Genomic DNA, 17823 nt, shown 5'->3' with positions numbered 1-17823 from the left:
GCGTAAGACCGATCCAGAATGGTCTGTAGGACTTGTTACGGATATTGGCCCGCCCGCCTTAAAAACAAGGGCGGGCCAACAACCTTCATGTTTAAAAGTGTTTCAGACGGCTTCGAGTTTCGCGTAACCCATCATCAGCCACTTGCTGCCCTCGGCAAAGTTTACCTGCACCCGTGCCTGGGCGCCGGCGCCTTCGAAGTTGAGGATCACCCCTTCACCGAAGATCGCGTGTTTGACCAACTGGCCAAGGCTGAACGGGGTTTCCGGGATCTCGGAACCTGCAAACAGGCTGCTGGAGTTTTGCTGCTGGCCGCCGCCGAACGGGCGGCTGACGCTGTTGGACAGGCGCACTTCCTGGATCAGACCCTTCGGCACTTCACGCACGAAGCGCGACACCTTGTTGTAGGTCTCACTCCCGTACAGGCGGCGGGTCTCGGCGTAGGTCATCACCAGGTTCTGCATCGCCCGGGTAATGCCCACGTAGGCCAGGCGGCGTTCTTCCTCAAGGCGGCCGGGCTCTTCCAGGCTCATCTTGTGGGGGAACAGGCCTTCTTCCATGCCCACCAGGAACACGTAAGGAAACTCCAGGCCCTTGGCGCTGTGCAAGGTCATCAGTTGGATGCTGTCTTCATGCTCATCGGCCTGGGTATCGCCGGCTTCCAGCGACGCATGGCCGAGGAACGCGGCGAGCGGGGTCAGCTCTTCATCGGCCTCGGTGTTTTCAAATGCGCGGGCGGCGCTGACCAGTTCCTCAAGGTTTTCGACCCGGGCCTGGCCTTTCTCGCCTTTTTCCGCTTCGTGATAGGCAATCAGCCCGGACTGCTCGATCACGGTCTGGGTCATCAAATGCAGGGGCATTTCTGCGCACTTGGCCGTCAGGTTTTCGATCAGCTCGACAAACACCCCCAACGCCCCGGCGGCACGGCCTGTCAGGCCTTTGTTGGCGATCAGCAAGCGCATGGCTTCCCACATCGACACATCGGCATGGCGGGCATGGTCGCGAATCGCTTCAACGGTTTTTTCGCCGATGCCACGGGCCGGGATATTGATCACCCGCTCCAGCGCCGCATCGTTGCCACGGCCTTCCAGCAAACGCAGGTAGGCCATGGCGTTCTTGATTTCGGCGCGCTCGAAGAAGCGCTGGCCGCCGTAAATGCGGTACGGGATGCGCTCGCGCAGCAAGGCTTCTTCCAGCACCCGCGATTGGGCGTTGGAACGGTACAGAATCGCGATGTCGCTGCGGGCCAGGCCGGTTTTCAATGCGCTTTCGATGGTTTCCACCACGTAGCGCGCTTCGTCGTGCTCGTTGAACGCCGCGTACAGGTTGATCGCTTCGCCTTCGCCGCCGTCGGTCCACAGCTCTTTGCCCAGGCGCCCGGTGTTATTGGCGATCAAGGCGTTGGCGGCCTTGAGGATACCGGCGGTGGAGCGGTAGTTCTGCTCCAGGCGGATGGTGACCGCGTCCGGGAAGTCTTCGGAATACTGGTAGATGTTCTCGATTTTCGCGCCGCGCCAGCCGTAGATCGACTGGTCGTCGTCGCCCACCACCATCAGGCTGTCGCCGCCCTTGGCTAACAGGCGCAACCAGGCGTACTGCACGGCGTTGGTGTCCTGGAACTCGTCCACCAAGATATGCCGGAAGCGTTTCTGGTAATGGGCCAGCAGGCCGGGGTTATCGCGCCACAGGTCGAGGGCGCGCAGCAGCAACTCGGAGAAGTCGATCACGCCGGCGCGCGCGCAGGCGGCCTCGTAGGCTTCATAAATGCTGCGCATGGTGGCCAGGAACAAATCGCCGCTGGCCTGGATATGTTGCGGGCGCAGGCCTTCGTCTTTCTGGCCGTTGATGAACCACTGGGCCTGGCGCGCCGGCCAACGCTGTTCGTCGAGGCCCAGCTCGCGGATCACGCGCTTGACCAGGCGTTGCTGGTCATCGCTGTCGAGGATCTGGAAGGTCTGGGCCAGGCCCGCTTCCTGCCAATGCGCCCGCAACAGGCGGTGCGCCAGGCCGTGGAAGGTGCCCACCCACATGCCGGCCGGGCTGATGCCCATCAACTGCTCGATGCGGTGGCGCATCTCGGCAGCGGCCTTATTGGTGAAGGTCACCGACAAGATGGAATGCGGGGACGCGTTCTCGACCTGGATCAACCAGGCGATACGGTGCACCAGCACTCGGGTTTTACCGGAGCCAGCACCGGCCAGGACCAACTGACGGCCAACGGGGGCCGCTACGGCCTGGCGTTGGGCATCGTTGAGGGAGTTCAGCAAAAGGGAGAGATCATCGCGCATCGGCGCATTCTATGGCCCGCGGGGGAGTGGGGCAAATCCCAATGCCGGGTGGTCGACGGAAAACATCCATGGCAATCCTGGACGGGTGGGCATTCTGGCGGCGCTGATGACCGGTCGGTCATGGGCCGCAGGCCGCGCAGCGCCTCGCTCAAGCTGTCTGGCCCCGAGGTTTGCGTGGCACGCCCCGGTGGTTTTTATGACGCGCAGCAGTTTGGCCCAGGCGCTTGCTTGTGTATGCTCCGTCGACGTTTCGGGCTCACCATTATAAGAACACCGCCTATGACCCTTAGCACCGACCTGTTTGGCCCCACGGCGGCGCCCGCGCAGGTTATCCGAAAACACTACGCTACCGAGATGGCGGTCGAACGCACGCGCCTGCTCTACCAGGGTTCGCTGCTGCCGACCTTATTGATGCTGGTCAACGGCCTGGTCTGCGCCTGGTTGATCTGGAACCCCAAACACTACCTGCTCGACAGCATCTGGCTGGTCTGGCTGCTGGCGCTGGTGGCGTTGCGCGTGATCCAGGTGGCCGCCTTTGACTCGGCGATGCCCAGCCGCCAGGCCCAACCGATCTGGCGGCGCATGTTCATGCTCGGCTCAGCGGTCAGCGGCCTGACCCTGGCCACCGCCGCCATTGCCCTGGTGCCAGCGGACAGCTTTATGCAGCAGGCTTGGGTGTTCGGCCTGATCGGCGCGGCGACGTTGTCCGCCAGCGTCGCCTATGCGGTGAGCCTGTCGGCGTTCCTGTCATTCGCGCTGCCGTGCCTGGTGCCGGCCATCGTCTATCTCTTCTGGAACGGCGCCGAGCAACAACAGGGGTGGGGTGTGCTCGGCCTGATCCTGCTGGGGTCTTTGAGTGTGGTGGCGTGGCAGGTCAATCGCCTGATCCAGCACGGGCTGTTGCGGCGCTTTCAAAACCAGGCGCTGATCGAGCATTTGCAACAGGCGCAGCAGCGCAGTGAACAGTTGAATCAGGACCTGGTGCGCGAAGTCGAGCAGCGCCGCCAGGTTGAGCAGGAACTGCGTGAAGCGCAAATCGGCCTGCAGGACCGCGTGGCGCAACGCAGCCAGGAGCTGGACGCCGCCAGCCTGGCGCTGAATAAAAGCGAAGCGCGCCTGGCGATGGCGCTGCAAGCCAGCGAATTGGGCCTGTGGGACTGGAACCTGCAAACCGATGAAGTCCACCACACCCAGCTCAAGGAGCTGTTCGGCCTGGAGCCCGAGTACGTCACGGCGATGCTCAGCCACCTCAAACCGCGCCTGCATCCCGACGACTTGCCGCTGCTCAAGCGTGCGCTGGTGGAGCACCTCAAGGGCCGCAGCGAGGATTATCAGGTGGAATACCGGGTGCGCCATGGCGATGGCCATTGGGTGTGGATCGAAGACCGTGGCCGCGCCGTGGAGCGTTCGCGCAGCGGTCGCGTGACCCGCATGCTTGGCACGCGCCGCGACATCAGCGCGAGCAAAGTGTTGGAAGAACAGCAACGCCTGGCCTCGACCGTATTCGAAGCGGCCAGCGAAGGTATTGTGATTCTGGACCCGGACTACGCGCTGATCGCCGTCAACCAGGCCTTCAGTCGGGTCACCGGCTTTGATATCGACGACATGCTCGGACGCAATGTGGTGGAGTTGCCGTGCAGCCGCGATGCCCGGCGGCATTTCCCGGTCATCCGCCAGGCGCTGCTCAGTCGCGGCACCTGGCAGGGCGAGTTGGTAGAGACCCGCAAGAATGGCGAGCTGTACCCGCAGTGGCTGCAACTGAACGTGGTGCGCGATATTCGAGGAAACGTCAGCCATATCGTGGGCTTCTTCGCCGATCTATCGGCGCGGCGTGAATCCGAGGAGCGTATGCGCTACCTCACGCACTATGACGAGTTGACCGGCCTGGCCAACCGCTCGCTGTTTCGTGAACGGCTGCGCGAAGCGCACCAGCGGGTGCGGCAAGGTGGGCGCAGCCTGGCGTTGCTGCATATCAACCTCGACCGTTTCAAGTTGCTCAACGACAGCCTGGGCCATGACGTCGCCGACCAATTGTTGCAAAAAATGGCGCGCCGACTGATCAACGCCTTGCCCGAAGCCGACACCATTGCGCGTTTGTCCGGGGATGAGTTCGCCGTGCTCTTCGATGCCTACGGCAACCTCTCAAGCCTGGCGCGCGTGGCCACGCGCCTGCTGGCCAAGTTGCGCGTGCCGGTGGCGGTGGACGGGCATGAATTGGTGGTCAGCGCCTCGATGGGTGTCAGCCTGCTCCCGGATAATGCGCGGGAAATTTCGGCGTTGGTCAGCCAGGCGAACATGGCCATGCAACACGCCAAACACCTGGGCGGGAATAATTTCCAGTTCTACACCGACAGCCTGCAAGCCAGCACCCTGGAGCGTTTGCAGCTGGAAAACCAACTGCGCAAGGCCCTCGACGAGCGTCAGCTGTCGGTGTTCTACCAACCGAAATTGTGTTTGGCCACCGGCAAGCTGAACGCCGCCGAGGCGTTGATTCGTTGGGAGCATCCGCAGTGGGGCATGGTGCCGCCAGGCGACTTCATCGGCCTGGCCGAAGAAACCGGGCTGATCGTGCCGTTGGGCGAATTCGTCCTGCGCCAGGCCTGCTGGCAGGCCTGTGAGTGGCAGCGTCAGGGGCTGGCGCCGATACGCGTGTCGGTGAACCTGTCGGTGCATCAACTGCGTCAAGGCAAGCTGGTCAGCCTGGTCCGCCAGGTGCTGGAAGAAACCGGCCTGGACCCGCAATACCTTGAGCTTGAGCTGACCGAAAGCCAGTTGCTCGACAGTGTCGAGCACATCATCGCCACCTTCCAGCAACTGCGCGACCTGGGGGTGAAGTTGGCCATCGACGATTTCGGTACCGGCTACTCGTCTCTCAGTTACCTCAAGCGCATCCCCGTGGACTACGTGAAGATCGACCAGACCTTTATCCGCGGCCTCGGCCAGGGGCGGGAAGACGCGGCCATTACCCGCGCGATCATCGCCATGGCCCACGGTTTGGCGCTCAAGGTGGTGGCTGAAGGGGTGGAAGATCAGCAGCAGTTGGATTTCCTGCGTGGGGAGCATTGCGACGAGGTGCAGGGCTACTTGATCAGTCGGCCGATGGCGGCCGAAGGGCTGGCAGAGTTGTTACGAAAAAATGCAGATTTTTCCTAGGGACGTGCCTTCAGCCTTTGTGGCTACAACTTGGCTGCCCTTAGATTCAAAGGGCAGCAGGGCGATTTAGTGATGCATCGGACGGGCAAAACGGCAATTCTTGTAGTATAACTACAAACTTGCTACATCCCTGGCATTGGCCAACAACAAGAGTCCTGTCCTTTGAACCTGTTGCAACATATCGCCCAGTCGCGCCACCTGTTACGCAAATCGGAACTCAAGGTTGCCGACCACGTGCTGCTTGACCCTGCGGCCGTAATGCACAGTTCCATGGCTGACCTGGCCCACAGCGTGGGCATCAGTGAGCCGACCATCGTGCGCTTCTGCCGCGCCATCGGTTGTTCCGGCTTCCAGGACCTGAAACTCAAACTGGCCCAAAGCCTGGCCGCCGGCGCGAGCTTCGGTCAGTTTGCGATTCACGAAGACGATTCTGTCGCTGACTACAGCCTCAAGATCTTCGACACCACGCTGCACACCCTGATGGAAGTGCGCGAGAAGCTCGACCCGGTGGAGCTGCAGAAGGCGGTGACGGCGATGTCCCAGGCCCAGCGTGTCGAGTTCTACGGTTTTGGTGCGTCGGGTGCGGTTGCGGCCGATGCCCAGCACAAGTTCTTCCGACTGCTGCTGACGGCGGCGGCCTACAGCGACCCGCACATGCAGGCGATGTCGGCCGTGACGTTGAAGCCGACCGACGTAGCCATCTGTATCTCCCAGTCCGGCCGCTCCAAAGACTTGCTGATCACCGCCAACCTGGTGCGTGAAAGCGGCGCCACGCTGATCACCCTGTGCCCGAGCCAGACGCCGTTGGCGGAACTGTCCACTATCAACCTGGCGATCGATGTTCACGAAGACACCGAAATCTACACTCCGTTGACCTCGCGCATCGCCCACCTGGTGGTGATCGACGTGCTGGCGATGGGCGTGGCCATGGCGCGCGGGCCGAGCCTGGTCAACCACCTCAAGAGCGTGAAGCGCAGCTTGCGCAGCCTGCGTCTCTCGCCCAAGTCCGTTAAAGCCCTCGACGACTAAGCGCCACACGGCGATCCAAATGTGGGAGGGGCGGTGCGACGATTCGACTTGCCCCCGATAGCGGTGGATCAGTCGATTGGATGTCGACTGACACTTCGTCATCGGGAGCACGCGCCCTCCCACATTTGCATTTCTTGCCTGTCCAGAAGATTCATCGTCCTGTCATCCCCGCGCCGCCAAACCGTCATCCCCCACGCCCATCCTGAACTCCCCGCACTCGCATTGGGAGACTCCAAATGGCCCGGCCCTACGAAGATAGCAACAGCTCCGTCAAGACCCGTCGTCAGCAGGAAGACCAGCGCCGCATGGCGTTCCGTCGCGCAATCGAAGACCGCTGTGATCAACGCCAATTGCTGCAAAGCATCACGGACTACCCGGAACTGCACTGGCAGGCACCCGCGGCTGCCCAGCGAAGCGCTCAGCCAGCACGCTGATCTGCACCCGCTCGCTGCGGATAAAGCCCAGGAACGCATGGGCCACCGGTGACAGGCGCTTGGCCTTGGCCTGCACCAGGCACCAACTGCGGTACAGCGGCAGCTCTTCCACCGGCAGCTCCTTGAGCCCGCCGGTGGCCAGTTCCAGGTTCAGGGCGTGGCGCGTCAACAAGGCCACGCCCAACCCGGCCACTACGCACTCACGCTGCGCCTCGGCGGAGGCGACTTCCACCGTCTGGGTGAAGTGCACGCGTTTTTCCTTGAAGTATTCCTCGCACGCCAGCCGCGTGCCGGAGCCCGGTTCGCGCAGCAGCAGCGTGTAAGGCTCCAGGTCTTTCAGGCGCAGCGGCCCCTGCAGGCTCAAGGGGTGGTCGGGCGGCGCCACGGCGACAATCGGATTGTTGAGGAACGGCAGGAATTCGAGGCCCATGTCCTGGGGCACCATGGACATGATCACCAGGTCATCACGGTTGTCCGACAGTCGGCGGATCACTTGGGCGCGGTTGACCACCGTCAGATGCAATTGCACCTCCGGATGCAGGCGCTTGAACGCGGCAAACAGGTGCGGCACGAAGTACTTGGCGCTGGATTCCACCGCCAGTTTCAACTGACCCTGCAGCGAGCCTTGCATGTCCGACAACTGCATATCGAGGTTTTCCAGGCGCCCGAAAATATCGCGGCTGGCCCGTTGCAGGGCTTCGGCCGCCTCGGTCATGTAGAGCTTCTTGCCGACGTAATCGAACAGTGGCTGGCCGATCAGCTCTTCCAACTGGCGAATTTGTAGGCTAACGGCCGGTTGGGTTAGGGACATTTCCTCAGCCGCACGGCTGTAGGAGCGCAAATCACACACCTCATTGAAAATCTGAAGTTGACGTAATGTCAGCCTCATCAATGACTTACGCATTTTTTAAAACCCCTCGGTCGCGTTCAATCGGCCAACTATAAGTCTTTACTTATGCACGACCCAATAATTATTGATTTTTGTTAATCTCTCAACGGGCTTAGTGTGTGTCTCGCGACTGGCTTGAAACATTTAGTCACGCGCCGACCCGGGTCTAGCGGGTCGAAGAACGCAGCAATCGGCTCAAGGGAATTTCCAAGTGATAAAAAAGATCCTGATCGCCAACCGTGGTGAAATTGCCGTCCGAATCGTGCGTGCGTGCGCCGAGATGGGCATTCGCTCGGTCGCGGTCTATTCCGACGCCGACCGCCACGCGTTGCACGTCAAGCGTGCCGACGAGGCCCACAGCATCGGGGCCGAGCCCCTGGCCGGTTACCTGAACCCGCGCAAGCTGGTGAACCTGGCCGTGGAAACCGGTTGCGATGCGTTGCACCCTGGTTACGGCTTCCTGTCGGAAAACGCCGAATTGGCGGATATTTGCGCCGAACGTGGGATTAAATTCATCGGTCCATCGGCGGAAGTGATTCGCCGCATGGGTGACAAGACCGAAGCGCGCCGCAGCATGATCAAGGCCGGCGTACCGGTCACTCCCGGCACGGAAGGCAACGTCGCCGACATCGCCGAAGCCCTCGTCGAAGGCGACCGTATCGGTTACCCGGTGATGCTCAAGGCCACCTCCGGCGGTGGCGGTCGCGGCATTCGTCGTTGCAACAGCCGCGAAGAATTGGAGCAAGCCTTCCCGCGTGTGATTTCCGAAGCCACCAAGGCCTTCGGTTCGGCGGAAGTGTTCCTGGAAAAATGCATCGTCAATCCCAAGCACATCGAAGCGCAGATCCTCGGTGACAGCTTTGGCAACGTGGTGCATCTGTTCGAGCGCGATTGCTCGATCCAGCGCCGCAACCAGAAGCTCATCGAAATCGCCCCGAGCCCGCAACTGACCCCTGAACAGCGCGCCTACATCGGCGACCTGTCGGTGCGCGCGGCCAAGGCGGTGGGCTACGAGAACGCCGGTACCGTGGAGTTCCTGCTCGCCGAAGGCGAGGTGTACTTCATGGAGATGAACACCCGGGTGCAGGTGGAACACACCATCACCGAAGAAATCACCGGGATCGACATCGTTCGCGAGCAGATCCGTATCGCCTCGGGCCTGCCGCTGTCGGTGAAGCAGGAAGACATCCAGCACCGTGGTTTTGCGTTGCAGTTCCGGATCAACGCCGAAGACCCGAAGAACAACTTCCTGCCGAGCTTCGGCAAGATCACCCGCTATTACGCGCCCGGCGGCCCCGGCGTGCGCACCGACACGGCGATCTATACCGGCTACACCATCCCGCCGTTCTACGACTCCATGTGCCTGAAACTGGTGGTCTGGGCGTTGACCTGGGAAGAAGCCATGGACCGTGGCCTGCGTGCCCTGGATGACATGCGCCTGCAAGGCGTGAAAACCACCGCCGCCTACTACCAGGAAATCCTGCGCAACCCGGAATTTCGCAGCGGCCAGTTCAACACCAGTTTTGTGGAAAGCCACCCCGAGCTGACCAACTACTCGATCAAGCGCAAACCCGAAGAGCTGGCCCTGGCCATCGCCGCCGCCATCGCCGCCCACGCAGGCCTGTGAGGAATATAACAATGAGCAAGAAGATCTTTGTCACCGACACCATCCTGCGCGACGCCCACCAATCGTTGCTGGCCACCCGCATGCGCACCGAAGACATGCTGCCGATCTGCGACAAGCTCGACCAAGTCGGCTACTGGTCCCTGGAAGTCTGGGGCGGCGCGACCTTTGACGCCTGCGTGCGCTTTCTGAAAGAAGACCCGTGGGAGCGCCTGCGCAAACTGCGCGCCGCGTTGCCTAACACGCGCCTGCAAATGCTGCTGCGCGGCCAGAACCTGCTGGGCTACCGCCACTACAGCGACGACGTGGTTAAAGCCTTCGTCGCCAAGGCCGCCGTCAACGGTATCGACGTGTTCCGCATCTTCGACGCGATGAACGACGTGCGTAACCTGCGCGTGGCCATCGAAGCGGTCAAAGCCGCCGGCAAACATGCCCAGGGCACCATTGCCTACACCACCAGCCCGGTACACACCATCGACGCGTTTGTGGCCCAGGCCAAGCAAATGGAGTCCATGGGTTGCGACTCGGTGGCGATCAAGGACATGGCCGGCCTGCTGACGCCGTATGCCACTGGCGAGTTGGTCAAAGCGCTGAAAGCCGAGCAGAGCCTGCCGGTGTTCATCCACTCGCACGACACGGCGGGTTTGGCCGCGATGTGCCAACTCAAGGCCATCGAAAACGGTGCCGACCACATCGACACCGCCATCTCCAGCTTCGCCTGGGGCACCAGCCATCCTGGTACCGAGTCGATGGTCGCGGCCCTTAAAGGCAGCGAATTCGACACCGGCCTCGACCTGGAACTGTTGCAGGAAATCGGCCTGTACTTCTATGCCGTGCGTAAGAAGTACCACCAGTTCGAAAGCGAATTCACCTCGGTCGACACCCGCGTGCAAGTCAACCAGGTGCCGGGCGGGATGATTTCCAACCTGGCCAACCAGCTCAAAGAGCAGGGCGCACTCAACCGCATGGGCGAAGTGCTGGCTGAAATTCCGCGCGTGCGTGAAGACCTTGGTTTCCCCCCGCTGGTCACCCCAACCTCGCAGATCGTCGGCACCCAGGCGTTCTTCAACGTGCTGGCCGGCGAGCGCTACAAGACCATCACCAACGAAGTGAAGCTCTACCTGCAAGGCGGCTACGGCAAGGCGCCGGGCACGGTGAACGAGCAACTGCGTCGCCAGGCCATCGGCAGCGAAGACGTGATCGACGTGCGCCCGGCCGACCTGCTCAAGCCGGAAATGACCAGGCTGCGCGGTGAAATCGGTGCGTTGGCCAAGTCTGAAGAAGATGTGCTGACCTACGCCATGTTCCCGGACATTGGCCGCAAGTTCCTCGAAGAACGCGACGCCGGTACCCTGACCCCTGAAGTGCTGCTGCCGATCCCGGAAGCCGGCGGCGTGGCCCGTGTCGGTGGCGAAGGCGTGCCGACCGAGTTCGTCATCGACGTCCACGGCGAAAGCTACCGCGTCGACATCACGGGGGTCGGCGTGAAGGCTGAAGGCAAGCGTCACTTCTACCTGTCCATCGACGGCATGCCCGAAGAAGTGGTGTTCGAACCGCTCAACGAGTTCGTCGGCGGTGGCGGCAGCAAGCGCAAGCAAGCCACCGAGCCAGGCCATGTGAGCACCACGATGCCGGGCAATATCGTCGACGTGCTGGTCAAGCCAGGCGACGTGGTCAAGGCCGGCCAGGCGGTGCTGATTACTGAAGCGATGAAGATGGAAACCGAAGTGCAGGCAGCGATTGCCGGCAAGGTGACCGCCGTTCACGTGGCCAAGGGCGACCGGGTGAACCCTGGCGAAATCCTGATTGAAATCGAAGGCTGATCCAGCCTTCGACACTACCGCTTAATCCTCGGGGGAGCAGGTGCTCCCCTTTTTTTTGCGCGCCATTTGGCCGTCGGGTGCTGCGGGGGTCAGAACTTCATTTGCCACTGGCCCATCAGGCCCTGATTGCGGCTATGGTTGCCTGTTTCGTTGGCGTAGGTCAGGCCCACGGTGTGTTGCGGCGACAGTGCGAGGTCCAGGCCGGCCTCGACGTTCAGGCTATTGCGGTCCAGCGACGTGCCCTGGAGGGTAAAGCCGTCGCTTTGCACCGGCGTATAGCGAAAGGATTGGCGGACCTGGCTGTCGACATCGCCGTAGAGGTGTTTCCAACGGGTGCTGAGGTGGGGTGTCAGGCTCATCTGATTATCGAACCGATACAGCGACGCCAGGCGAAGGCCAAAAGTGCTGCTCAGATTCTGTTGGTTTTGTGAGCCGACGTTCAGCGCGCTCAGGCCACCCCGCTCCTTGAAACCGTCGCGGTGATAGCGCTGGTAACCGAGGCCGGCGAAGGGTTCCACGCTGAAATCCGCACTGCCCAATTGGTAACCCATTTCGGAGAAGACGGTTTGGCTGTGGGCGGTGTAATTACCCCTGAGCTGCTCGGCGTAATCGAGCAGCTTGACGCTGCGCTTGTTCTGCCCGTCATGGCTGCTGTAGATCGCCCCCAGGCGCAGGGCCAACGGGCCGTCCTGACGCACGGCGTAGCCGCCCAGGTGCCAGCTGTCGAGGTCGGCGGAGAAACGCTGGGCGTCGAGGTGGCTGCTGGATTTGGCGCCCATCACGCCGACACGCCAGGCGTGGTCCAGCGCCCAGTCGGCACCCAGCAACAGGCCTTGGGTACCGTGTTTCAGGCCGGCGCTGCCGGCTTTTTTGTCGAGCGTGCCGTCATTGCCCAGGCCCTTGAGCCAGAAGTGGCCATCGTCGTCGGCGGGCAGGGTGCGCAGGATCGAAAGCAGTTGGGCGCTCAGTTGCTGCGTGGTGTTTTGGGTCGCAGCGGCGAGGTTGGCGTTCTGGCTGCCGGCCAATTGCTCAAGGGCCGCGCCGATGCCGCCGGGATGATTGGCGAGCGCGGCATCGAACTTTTCCAGCTCTTTGATCTGTTCGGAGGTCAATTTGCCGGACGCCAGCAATTGAACCAGCGCGGGTTCCAGGGCCTTGGCGACCTGCAAGCCATTGTGCGTGGTGGCTTGCCCAGTGAGGTAACCGTCGATGGGTTCGGCTTTTTCAGGCGACGCGTCGGCCCACTCAGCATCAAGCGCGTCATAGGGTTGGAAATGATACGGCCGGTATTCGATATCGCCCCGCGCCTGGGCCTGTTGAAGGCTGGCGGCGCTGATCGCAAGCGCCATGACAAGTACAAGTCGTTGGTGTGTAAAGGACATGTGATCCCAACCTCTGATGAATGAGGCCGGAAATTTAGCGAGATGGCGGGGCGATAACTGTCAGGCTCTCGACCCCTGGTTTGCGGGAGTTGTCTCTAGTGCAGAGCGATTAAAAACTCATCTGAACAAGTCCTCACCCCCGTCGCACATACCCCTTGCCGTAATGCCGCTCCATGCGCGCCTGGATCAGTTCCAGGCCGAGGGACATCACCCAGTAAATGATCGCCGCCGTGGTGAGCATTTCGATATAGCGATAGCTGGAGCGGCCGTAGGACTGCGCGAGGAACATCACTTCCCACACGCCCATCACCGAGATCAGGGACGAGTCCTTGAGCATTGAGATGAACTGGTTGGTGGCGGGCGGGATGATGGTGCGCATGGCCTGGGGCAGGGTGACGTGCCAGAAGATCGCACTGTCGCGCATGCCCAGGGCCAGGGCGGCTTCCCGTTGGCCGTGGGGTACGCCGAGGATACCGGCGCGGAAGATCTCGCTCAGGTAGGCGCCATAGTTCAGCGACAGCGCGATGATCCCGGCGACGATGGCGCCCGGCACCAGGCCCAGTTGCGGCAGGCCCAGATAGATCAGCAGGATCTGGATCAGCAGCGGCGTACCGCGAAAGAACGAGGCATAGAAACTCGCGACGCCAAAGGCCACCGCGCTTTTCGACAGGCGCCCCAGTGCGGTGATAAAGCCCAGTACCGACGAAGCCGCGATCGAGCACAGGCACAGGAACAAGGTCAGCGCCGCGCCTTGCAGAAACCCGTTGGGCGCCAGGTGCACGCCGACCAGGTTGGGCAGCTTGTCGAGGATGATCGAGAACTTCAGGTCAAAGCTCAGGAAGAAACTGGCGAACAGGCAAAACAGCGCGGCCCAAGTCAGGTACAGGCGCGTGCGAAAACCGAAGAGTCGCTGTAGCCGCGACGCGCTGGTCGGCGGCTTGGGCGGAGTGGGGAGTGCGGTCATTGGCTGATGTCGGCACCGATCCATTTTTGCGACAACTTGCTCAAGGTGCCGTCCTGTTTCAGTTGTGCAAAGACTTCACGGACTTTGCTGTCCCACTGCGGGTCGCCTTTTTCGATGGCCACCGAGTTGGGCTCGGCGTACAGCGCTTCGCCGACCAGCTTGAAGCGCTTGTCCTGGCTCAGGCGCGGTTGGGCGGTGACCAGGTTGGTGAGGATCGCATCCAGGCGCACACCGGCGCCCAGGCCCAGGTCCTGGAAAGCCACGTTGTCGGTGTCGTAGGGGGCAATCTGCACGTTCTCGAACGGGTACTGCAGTTGGGTGTCTTCGGCGCCTTCGATCACCAGGTTTTTGTTCAGGTAGCTCTCGTAGCTGGAGGCGCTGGTGAGGCCGACTTTCTTGCCGCTCAGGTCCTTGGCGCCGTGGATGCGCTCATCCTTGGCATTGACCACGATCACCGCAGGCGAGGCGTAGTACTCCACCGGGAAGTCGAACACTTCAGCGCGGGCCTTGCTTGGGGTCATCGAGCAGATGCAAATGTCGTAACGCCCGCTCCAGCGACCGGCGGCGATCACGTCCCAGGAAGGGGTCTCCAGGCGCAGTTTCACGCCGAGTTTTTGCGCGACGGCCTTGGCCACGTCGACGTCGAAACCGTCGAGCTGGTTCTGCTCGTTGAGGAACGAGAAGGGTGGGTAGCTTTCCATCAGCACACCGACCAGTTCGTGGTTTTTCTCAACCCGGTCCAGGGTTGCACCGCCGAAGGCTTGGGTGGAGGCAGCCAGCATGGTCAGGCCCAGGGCCAGTAGCGGTTTTAGTTTCAAGAGAGACACCCGAATCAAAAAGAAGTTGTTATGGAGCGAATTTACCGTATTAAATAGTTATAAGGGCGACTCTCATAGTGAGTTATTTTCATAAGCTTATGAGTAAAAAGTATATGGCCGCAGCACGCACAGTAATTCTCGATGGTGGCATGGGCCGCGAACTGCAACGCCGAGGCGCGCCGTTCCGGCAGCCGGAGTGGTCAGCGCTGGCATTGAGTGAAGCACCGCAGGCGGTGGAGGCGGTACACGCGGCTTACATCCAGAGCGGCGCCAACGTGATCACCAGCAACAGCTACGCCGTTGTACCGTTTCATATTGGCGAAGCGCGGTTTGCCGCCGAGGGCCAGGCCCTGGCGGCGTTGGCCGGTGAATTGGCGCGGCGTGCGGTGCTGGCATCCGGCCAAGCGGTACGTGTGGCAGGTTCCCTGCCGCCACTGTTCGGTTCTTATCGGCCCGACCTGTTTGAAGCCGATCGGGTCAGCGAGCTGCTGACGCCCCTGGTGACTGGCTTGGCGCCTTATGTTGACCTGTGGCTGGCGGAAACCCAGAGTTCGATTGTCGAGGCGCGGGCCATCCATGCCGGTCTGCCGGCGGACGGCAAACCGTTCTGGCTGTCGTTTACCCTGAAGGACGAAGACACCGACGAGGTGCCGCGCCTGCGTTCCGGCGAGCCGGTGGCAGAGGCGGCCGAAGCGGCTGCGCAACTGGGGGTGCAGGTGCTGTTGTTCAACTGCAGCCAACCGGAAGTGATTGGCGCGGCGATTGACGCGGCACGCCAGACCTTCGAGCGCCTGGGGGTGGCGATCCAGATCGGCGCCTACGCCAACGCCTTCCCGCCGCAGCCCAAGGAGGCCACGGCCAACGACGGCCTCGACCCGTTGCGCGAAGACCTTGACCCGCCGGGCTACCTGCAATGGGCGGCCGATTGGCAGAAGCGCGGAGCCAGCCATTTAGGCGGTTGCTGCGGGATCGGGCCGGAGCATATTGCGGTGCTGGCCAAGCAGCTTGCCGACTGACACCCCGTGCGGATGGCGCTGACGACCGAGTGTGGGAGGGCGCTTGCCCCCGATAGCCATGGGTATCTACACCATTTTATGGGTAGTTCGACGGACCTGTGGCGATGGAGCTTGCCCCCGTGGCGGCCTGTGGGCCGACCCTTTATTCGGGTTGGAATGAGTACATATCCATTATTCAGGTAACGGCTGCTATGGGTTCCGCCCTTACGGCGGCTCACTTTTGAAAAGCGCAAAAGTAAGCAAAACGCTCTTGCCCCACCACTCGGTGCCTCGCCTAGGCTCGGCATGCCCGAACGCAGGCTTGAATCCGTGGGCCGCCGTCATGGGCCATCCCTGGCCCATGACGGCTAACCCGGCGTCCTGCCGGGTTGCCCACGGATTCAAGCCTGCGTTCGGCCAGCGTGGTTAACGGGGCGCCTAAGATCAAAATCAAAAACAGAGCAAAAGCAAAGCAACCGCTCGCGATACGACTGGGGTTGTCTGCGCCATCGGATGTGTAGATACCTATGCCGCGATAGCGGTAGGCCAGTCGAAAATCAATCTCGACTGACCCACCGCCTCGCGGGCAAGCCCGCTCTCATATTTTGCTGCTGCGCTGTCTGTGGGATTTAGGCGCGGCACTCCGCCAGGCTTTTCAATTGCCCCGAACCTGCCTGGTTGGCCTCCGACAGCCATTGCTCAAACCCCGCCCCGATCGGCGGCCATTCCGAGTCCAGAATCGAATACCACGCCGTGTCCCGGTTCTGCCCCTTGACGACCATGTGCTGGCGGAACACCCCTTCAAAACTGAACCCCAGCCGCTCGGCGGCATATTTGGAGCGGGCATTGCCGTTGTTGCACTTCCACTCCAGCCGGCGGTAGCCCAGTTCGAAAGCATGCTTGGCCAATAGATACACGGCTTCGGTGCTTTTCGGCGAGCGCTGCATCGGCGCGCCGAAGGTGACGTGGCCGATTTCGATGCGCCCGTGGGCCGGGACGATGGACATCAGGCTGAGGATGCCCTGCACATCGCCGCTGGCGCGGTCGATCACGCTGAAGAAATACGGCTCGTTGTGCTGGGCATGGTTGTTGAGCCAGGCATCGAACGCGGCGCGGTCGCTGAACGGGCCATACGGCAAATAGTCCCACAGCTTGGGGTCGGCGCCGGGGCCTTCGAGGGCGTGCCACAGACCGTCGGCGTGGCGCGCCGGGTCGAGTTTTTCCAGGCGAATGAAACGCCCTTCGAGCAGTTGTACCGTGGGCGCCGGGACGCCTTGCCAGTCGGCGAGAGAGGTGGACATGCTGCGCTCCTTAAAGACCTTTGCGAAATTGGATGAAACCTGGGCGTTCGGCAATGCGTTCGTACAGTTGGATCGCGGTGGCATTGGTCTCGTGGGTCAGCCAATGGACCTTGCAGCAGCCGTCGGCTTTGGCCGTGGCGTAGACGAATTCGATCAATGTGCGGCCAACCCCGGTGCCGCGCTGGGCCGGGTCCACCAATAGGTCTTGCAGGTAGCAGGAGTTTTCAATGCTCCAGTTGGAGCGGTGGTAGATGAAGTTGACCATGCCCACCGCTTTGCCGTCTTGCCAGGCGAGCGCGGAATGGGTCGGCTCACGGGCGTCGAGCAGGCGTTGCCAGGTGCTCTGGCTGACGGCGTCCGGCAGTTCGGTGTTGTAGAACTGCAAATACGCGTGCCACAGCGGCAGCCAGGCGGCGTGGTCGGCGGCGGTGACCGGGCGGATGTCGATCGGGCTCATTCTGGGGTTCCTTGAGGAATAAAACGGGCGAGGGTCTGGTCGCGCACGTCAAGGCTGGTGGCCAGCCCTTCGCGCACGCCCTGGATGTCGGCGGCACTGCGGTTCTGGCTGAGTTTGCGTGTGCCGATCAGGCGTTCGATGGGCAAGGCGAAACCGACGATGGCCTTGAGCATGCCTTCAATGTAGTCGGCCGGCGCGTCGCTGACTTTCCAGGGCTGGGCGCGGCGGCCTTCGTGGCGGTCGGTGAGGGCGCTGACCACGCCGAGCAGGCGCTCGGCGTCGGTAAACACGTCGGCCGTGCCGTAGGCGTGCACCGCCAGGTAATTCCAGGTGGGCACCACTTTGCCGTGCTCGGCCTTGGCCGGGTAAAACGCCGGGCTGACATAGGCGTCGGCCCCGGCAAAAATCACCAGCGCTTCGCCGCCGTTCTGCAGGTCGTGCCACTGCGGGTTGGCCTTGGCCAGGTGGCCGTAGAGCGTACCGTTCGGGCCCTCGTTCGGGTTGAGCAGCAGCGGCAGGTGGCTGGCTTGCAGGCCGTGCTCACCCATGGTCACCACCTGCGCCAGGCGTGTGTGCTGGATCAGTTGTTGCAGTTCGGGTAAATCGTCGAGGGCAAAGGCGCGCGGTATGTACATGAAAGTATTCCTTGGCGAATGCCTGCATCCTAG

At 62.0% G+C, this 17823-nt stretch carries 14 protein-coding genes; 6 read left to right on the top strand and 8 right to left on the bottom strand.

Annotation, left to right across the window (positions count from 1 at the left end; translation table 11 throughout):
* Window positions 1–102: 102 nt before the first annotated feature.
* Window positions 103–2286, bottom strand: a complete 2184-nt coding sequence (uvrD, locus tag ACS5Q8_RS29060; RefSeq protein ID WP_443694284.1) for a DNA helicase II — start codon at window positions 2284–2286, stop codon at window positions 103–105.
* Between the two features lie 279 nt (window positions 2287–2565).
* Here uvrD and ACS5Q8_RS29055 point away from each other — a divergent pair, with 279 nt between their 5' ends.
* From ACS5Q8_RS29055 to ACS5Q8_RS29045, 3 genes are all read left to right on the top strand, one after another.
* A complete protein-coding gene (locus ACS5Q8_RS29055; protein WP_443700369.1) occupies window positions 2566–5439 on the top strand; it encodes an EAL domain-containing protein in 2874 nt (957 codons plus the stop codon).
* 162 nt (window positions 5440–5601) lie between these two features.
* A complete protein-coding gene (gene hexR, locus ACS5Q8_RS29050; protein WP_426102212.1) occupies window positions 5602–6468 on the top strand; it encodes a transcriptional regulator HexR in 867 nt (288 codons plus the stop codon).
* A 236-nt stretch (window positions 6469–6704) separates the two neighbouring features.
* Window positions 6705–6902, top strand: a complete 198-nt coding sequence (locus ACS5Q8_RS29045; RefSeq protein WP_079444958.1) for a PA3496 family putative envelope integrity protein — start codon at window positions 6705–6707, stop codon at window positions 6900–6902.
* On the opposite strand, the gene ACS5Q8_RS29040 is transcribed toward ACS5Q8_RS29045, so the two are convergent.
* Complete coding sequence (locus ACS5Q8_RS29040; protein ID WP_276195524.1) at window positions 6832–7806, bottom strand: LysR family transcriptional regulator; 975 nt, start codon at window positions 7804–7806, stop codon at window positions 6832–6834. The two genes, ACS5Q8_RS29045 and ACS5Q8_RS29040, sit on opposite strands and share 71 nt — an antisense overlap.
* A gap of 196 nt (window positions 7807–8002) precedes the next feature.
* Between ACS5Q8_RS29040 and ACS5Q8_RS29035 the strand changes: the two genes are divergently transcribed.
* Together ACS5Q8_RS29035 and oadA are read left to right on the top strand one after the other, a co-directional pair.
* Complete coding sequence (locus ACS5Q8_RS29035; protein WP_276195523.1) at window positions 8003–9418, top strand: acetyl-CoA carboxylase biotin carboxylase subunit; 1416 nt, start codon at window positions 8003–8005, stop codon at window positions 9416–9418.
* Window positions 9419–9429: 11 nt separating this feature from the next.
* Window positions 9430–11238, top strand: coding sequence for a sodium-extruding oxaloacetate decarboxylase subunit alpha (gene oadA / locus ACS5Q8_RS29030; protein WP_247405731.1), 1809 nt, complete (start codon window positions 9430–9432; stop codon window positions 11236–11238).
* A gap of 89 nt (window positions 11239–11327) precedes the next feature.
* Here oadA and ACS5Q8_RS29025 read toward each other — a convergent pair whose 3' ends face one another.
* The 3 genes from ACS5Q8_RS29025 to ACS5Q8_RS29015 all read right to left on the bottom strand — a co-directional run bounded on the left by ACS5Q8_RS29025 (window position 11328) and on the right by ACS5Q8_RS29015 (window position 14402).
* Window positions 11328–12620, bottom strand: coding sequence for an autotransporter outer membrane beta-barrel domain-containing protein (locus tag ACS5Q8_RS29025; RefSeq protein WP_443697397.1), 1293 nt, complete (start codon window positions 12618–12620; stop codon window positions 11328–11330).
* 133 nt (window positions 12621–12753) lie between these two features.
* Window positions 12754–13584: an amino acid ABC transporter permease gene (locus ACS5Q8_RS29020; RefSeq protein WP_276195521.1), complete on the bottom strand. Its 831-nt coding sequence runs from the start codon at window positions 13582–13584 to the stop codon at window positions 12754–12756.
* The gene (locus tag ACS5Q8_RS29015) at window positions 13581–14402 is read right to left on the bottom strand and encodes an ABC transporter substrate-binding protein (protein WP_276195520.1); all 822 of its coding nucleotides are present in this window, start codon (window positions 14400–14402) and stop codon (window positions 13581–13583) included. Before ACS5Q8_RS29015 ends, ACS5Q8_RS29020 begins: the two co-directional genes overlap by 4 nt.
* A 113-nt stretch (window positions 14403–14515) precedes the next feature.
* Here ACS5Q8_RS29015 and ACS5Q8_RS29010 point away from each other — a divergent pair, with 113 nt between their 5' ends.
* Window positions 14516–15418 (top strand): homocysteine S-methyltransferase family protein, encoded by a 903-nt coding sequence (locus ACS5Q8_RS29010; RefSeq protein ID WP_443694293.1) that lies wholly within the window; start codon window positions 14516–14518, stop codon window positions 15416–15418.
* A gap of 608 nt (window positions 15419–16026) precedes the next feature.
* Here the strand turns inward: ACS5Q8_RS29010 and ACS5Q8_RS29005 are convergent.
* From ACS5Q8_RS29005 to ACS5Q8_RS28995, 3 genes are read right to left on the bottom strand one after another with little or no spacing between them, the layout of a single operon-like run.
* Window positions 16027–16698 (bottom strand): GNAT family N-acetyltransferase, encoded by a 672-nt coding sequence (locus ACS5Q8_RS29005; protein WP_276195518.1) that lies wholly within the window; start codon window positions 16696–16698, stop codon window positions 16027–16029.
* A gap of 10 nt (window positions 16699–16708) precedes the next feature.
* On the bottom strand, window positions 16709–17155 hold the full coding sequence (locus ACS5Q8_RS29000; protein ID WP_247407830.1) for a GNAT family N-acetyltransferase: 447 nt from the start codon (window positions 17153–17155) through the stop codon (window positions 16709–16711).
* On the bottom strand, window positions 17152–17790 hold the full coding sequence (locus tag ACS5Q8_RS28995) for an FMN-binding negative transcriptional regulator (RefSeq protein ID WP_276195517.1): 639 nt from the start codon (window positions 17788–17790) through the stop codon (window positions 17152–17154). The genes ACS5Q8_RS29000 and ACS5Q8_RS28995 overlap by 4 nt, the downstream gene beginning before the upstream one ends.
* Window positions 17791–17823 lie beyond the last annotated feature (33 nt).

The organism is Pseudomonas sp. PAMC25584, assembly GCF_058135675.1.
The sequence above is the reverse complement of the archived record's forward strand: the minus strand, read 5'-3'. Positions and strand labels throughout refer to the sequence as shown.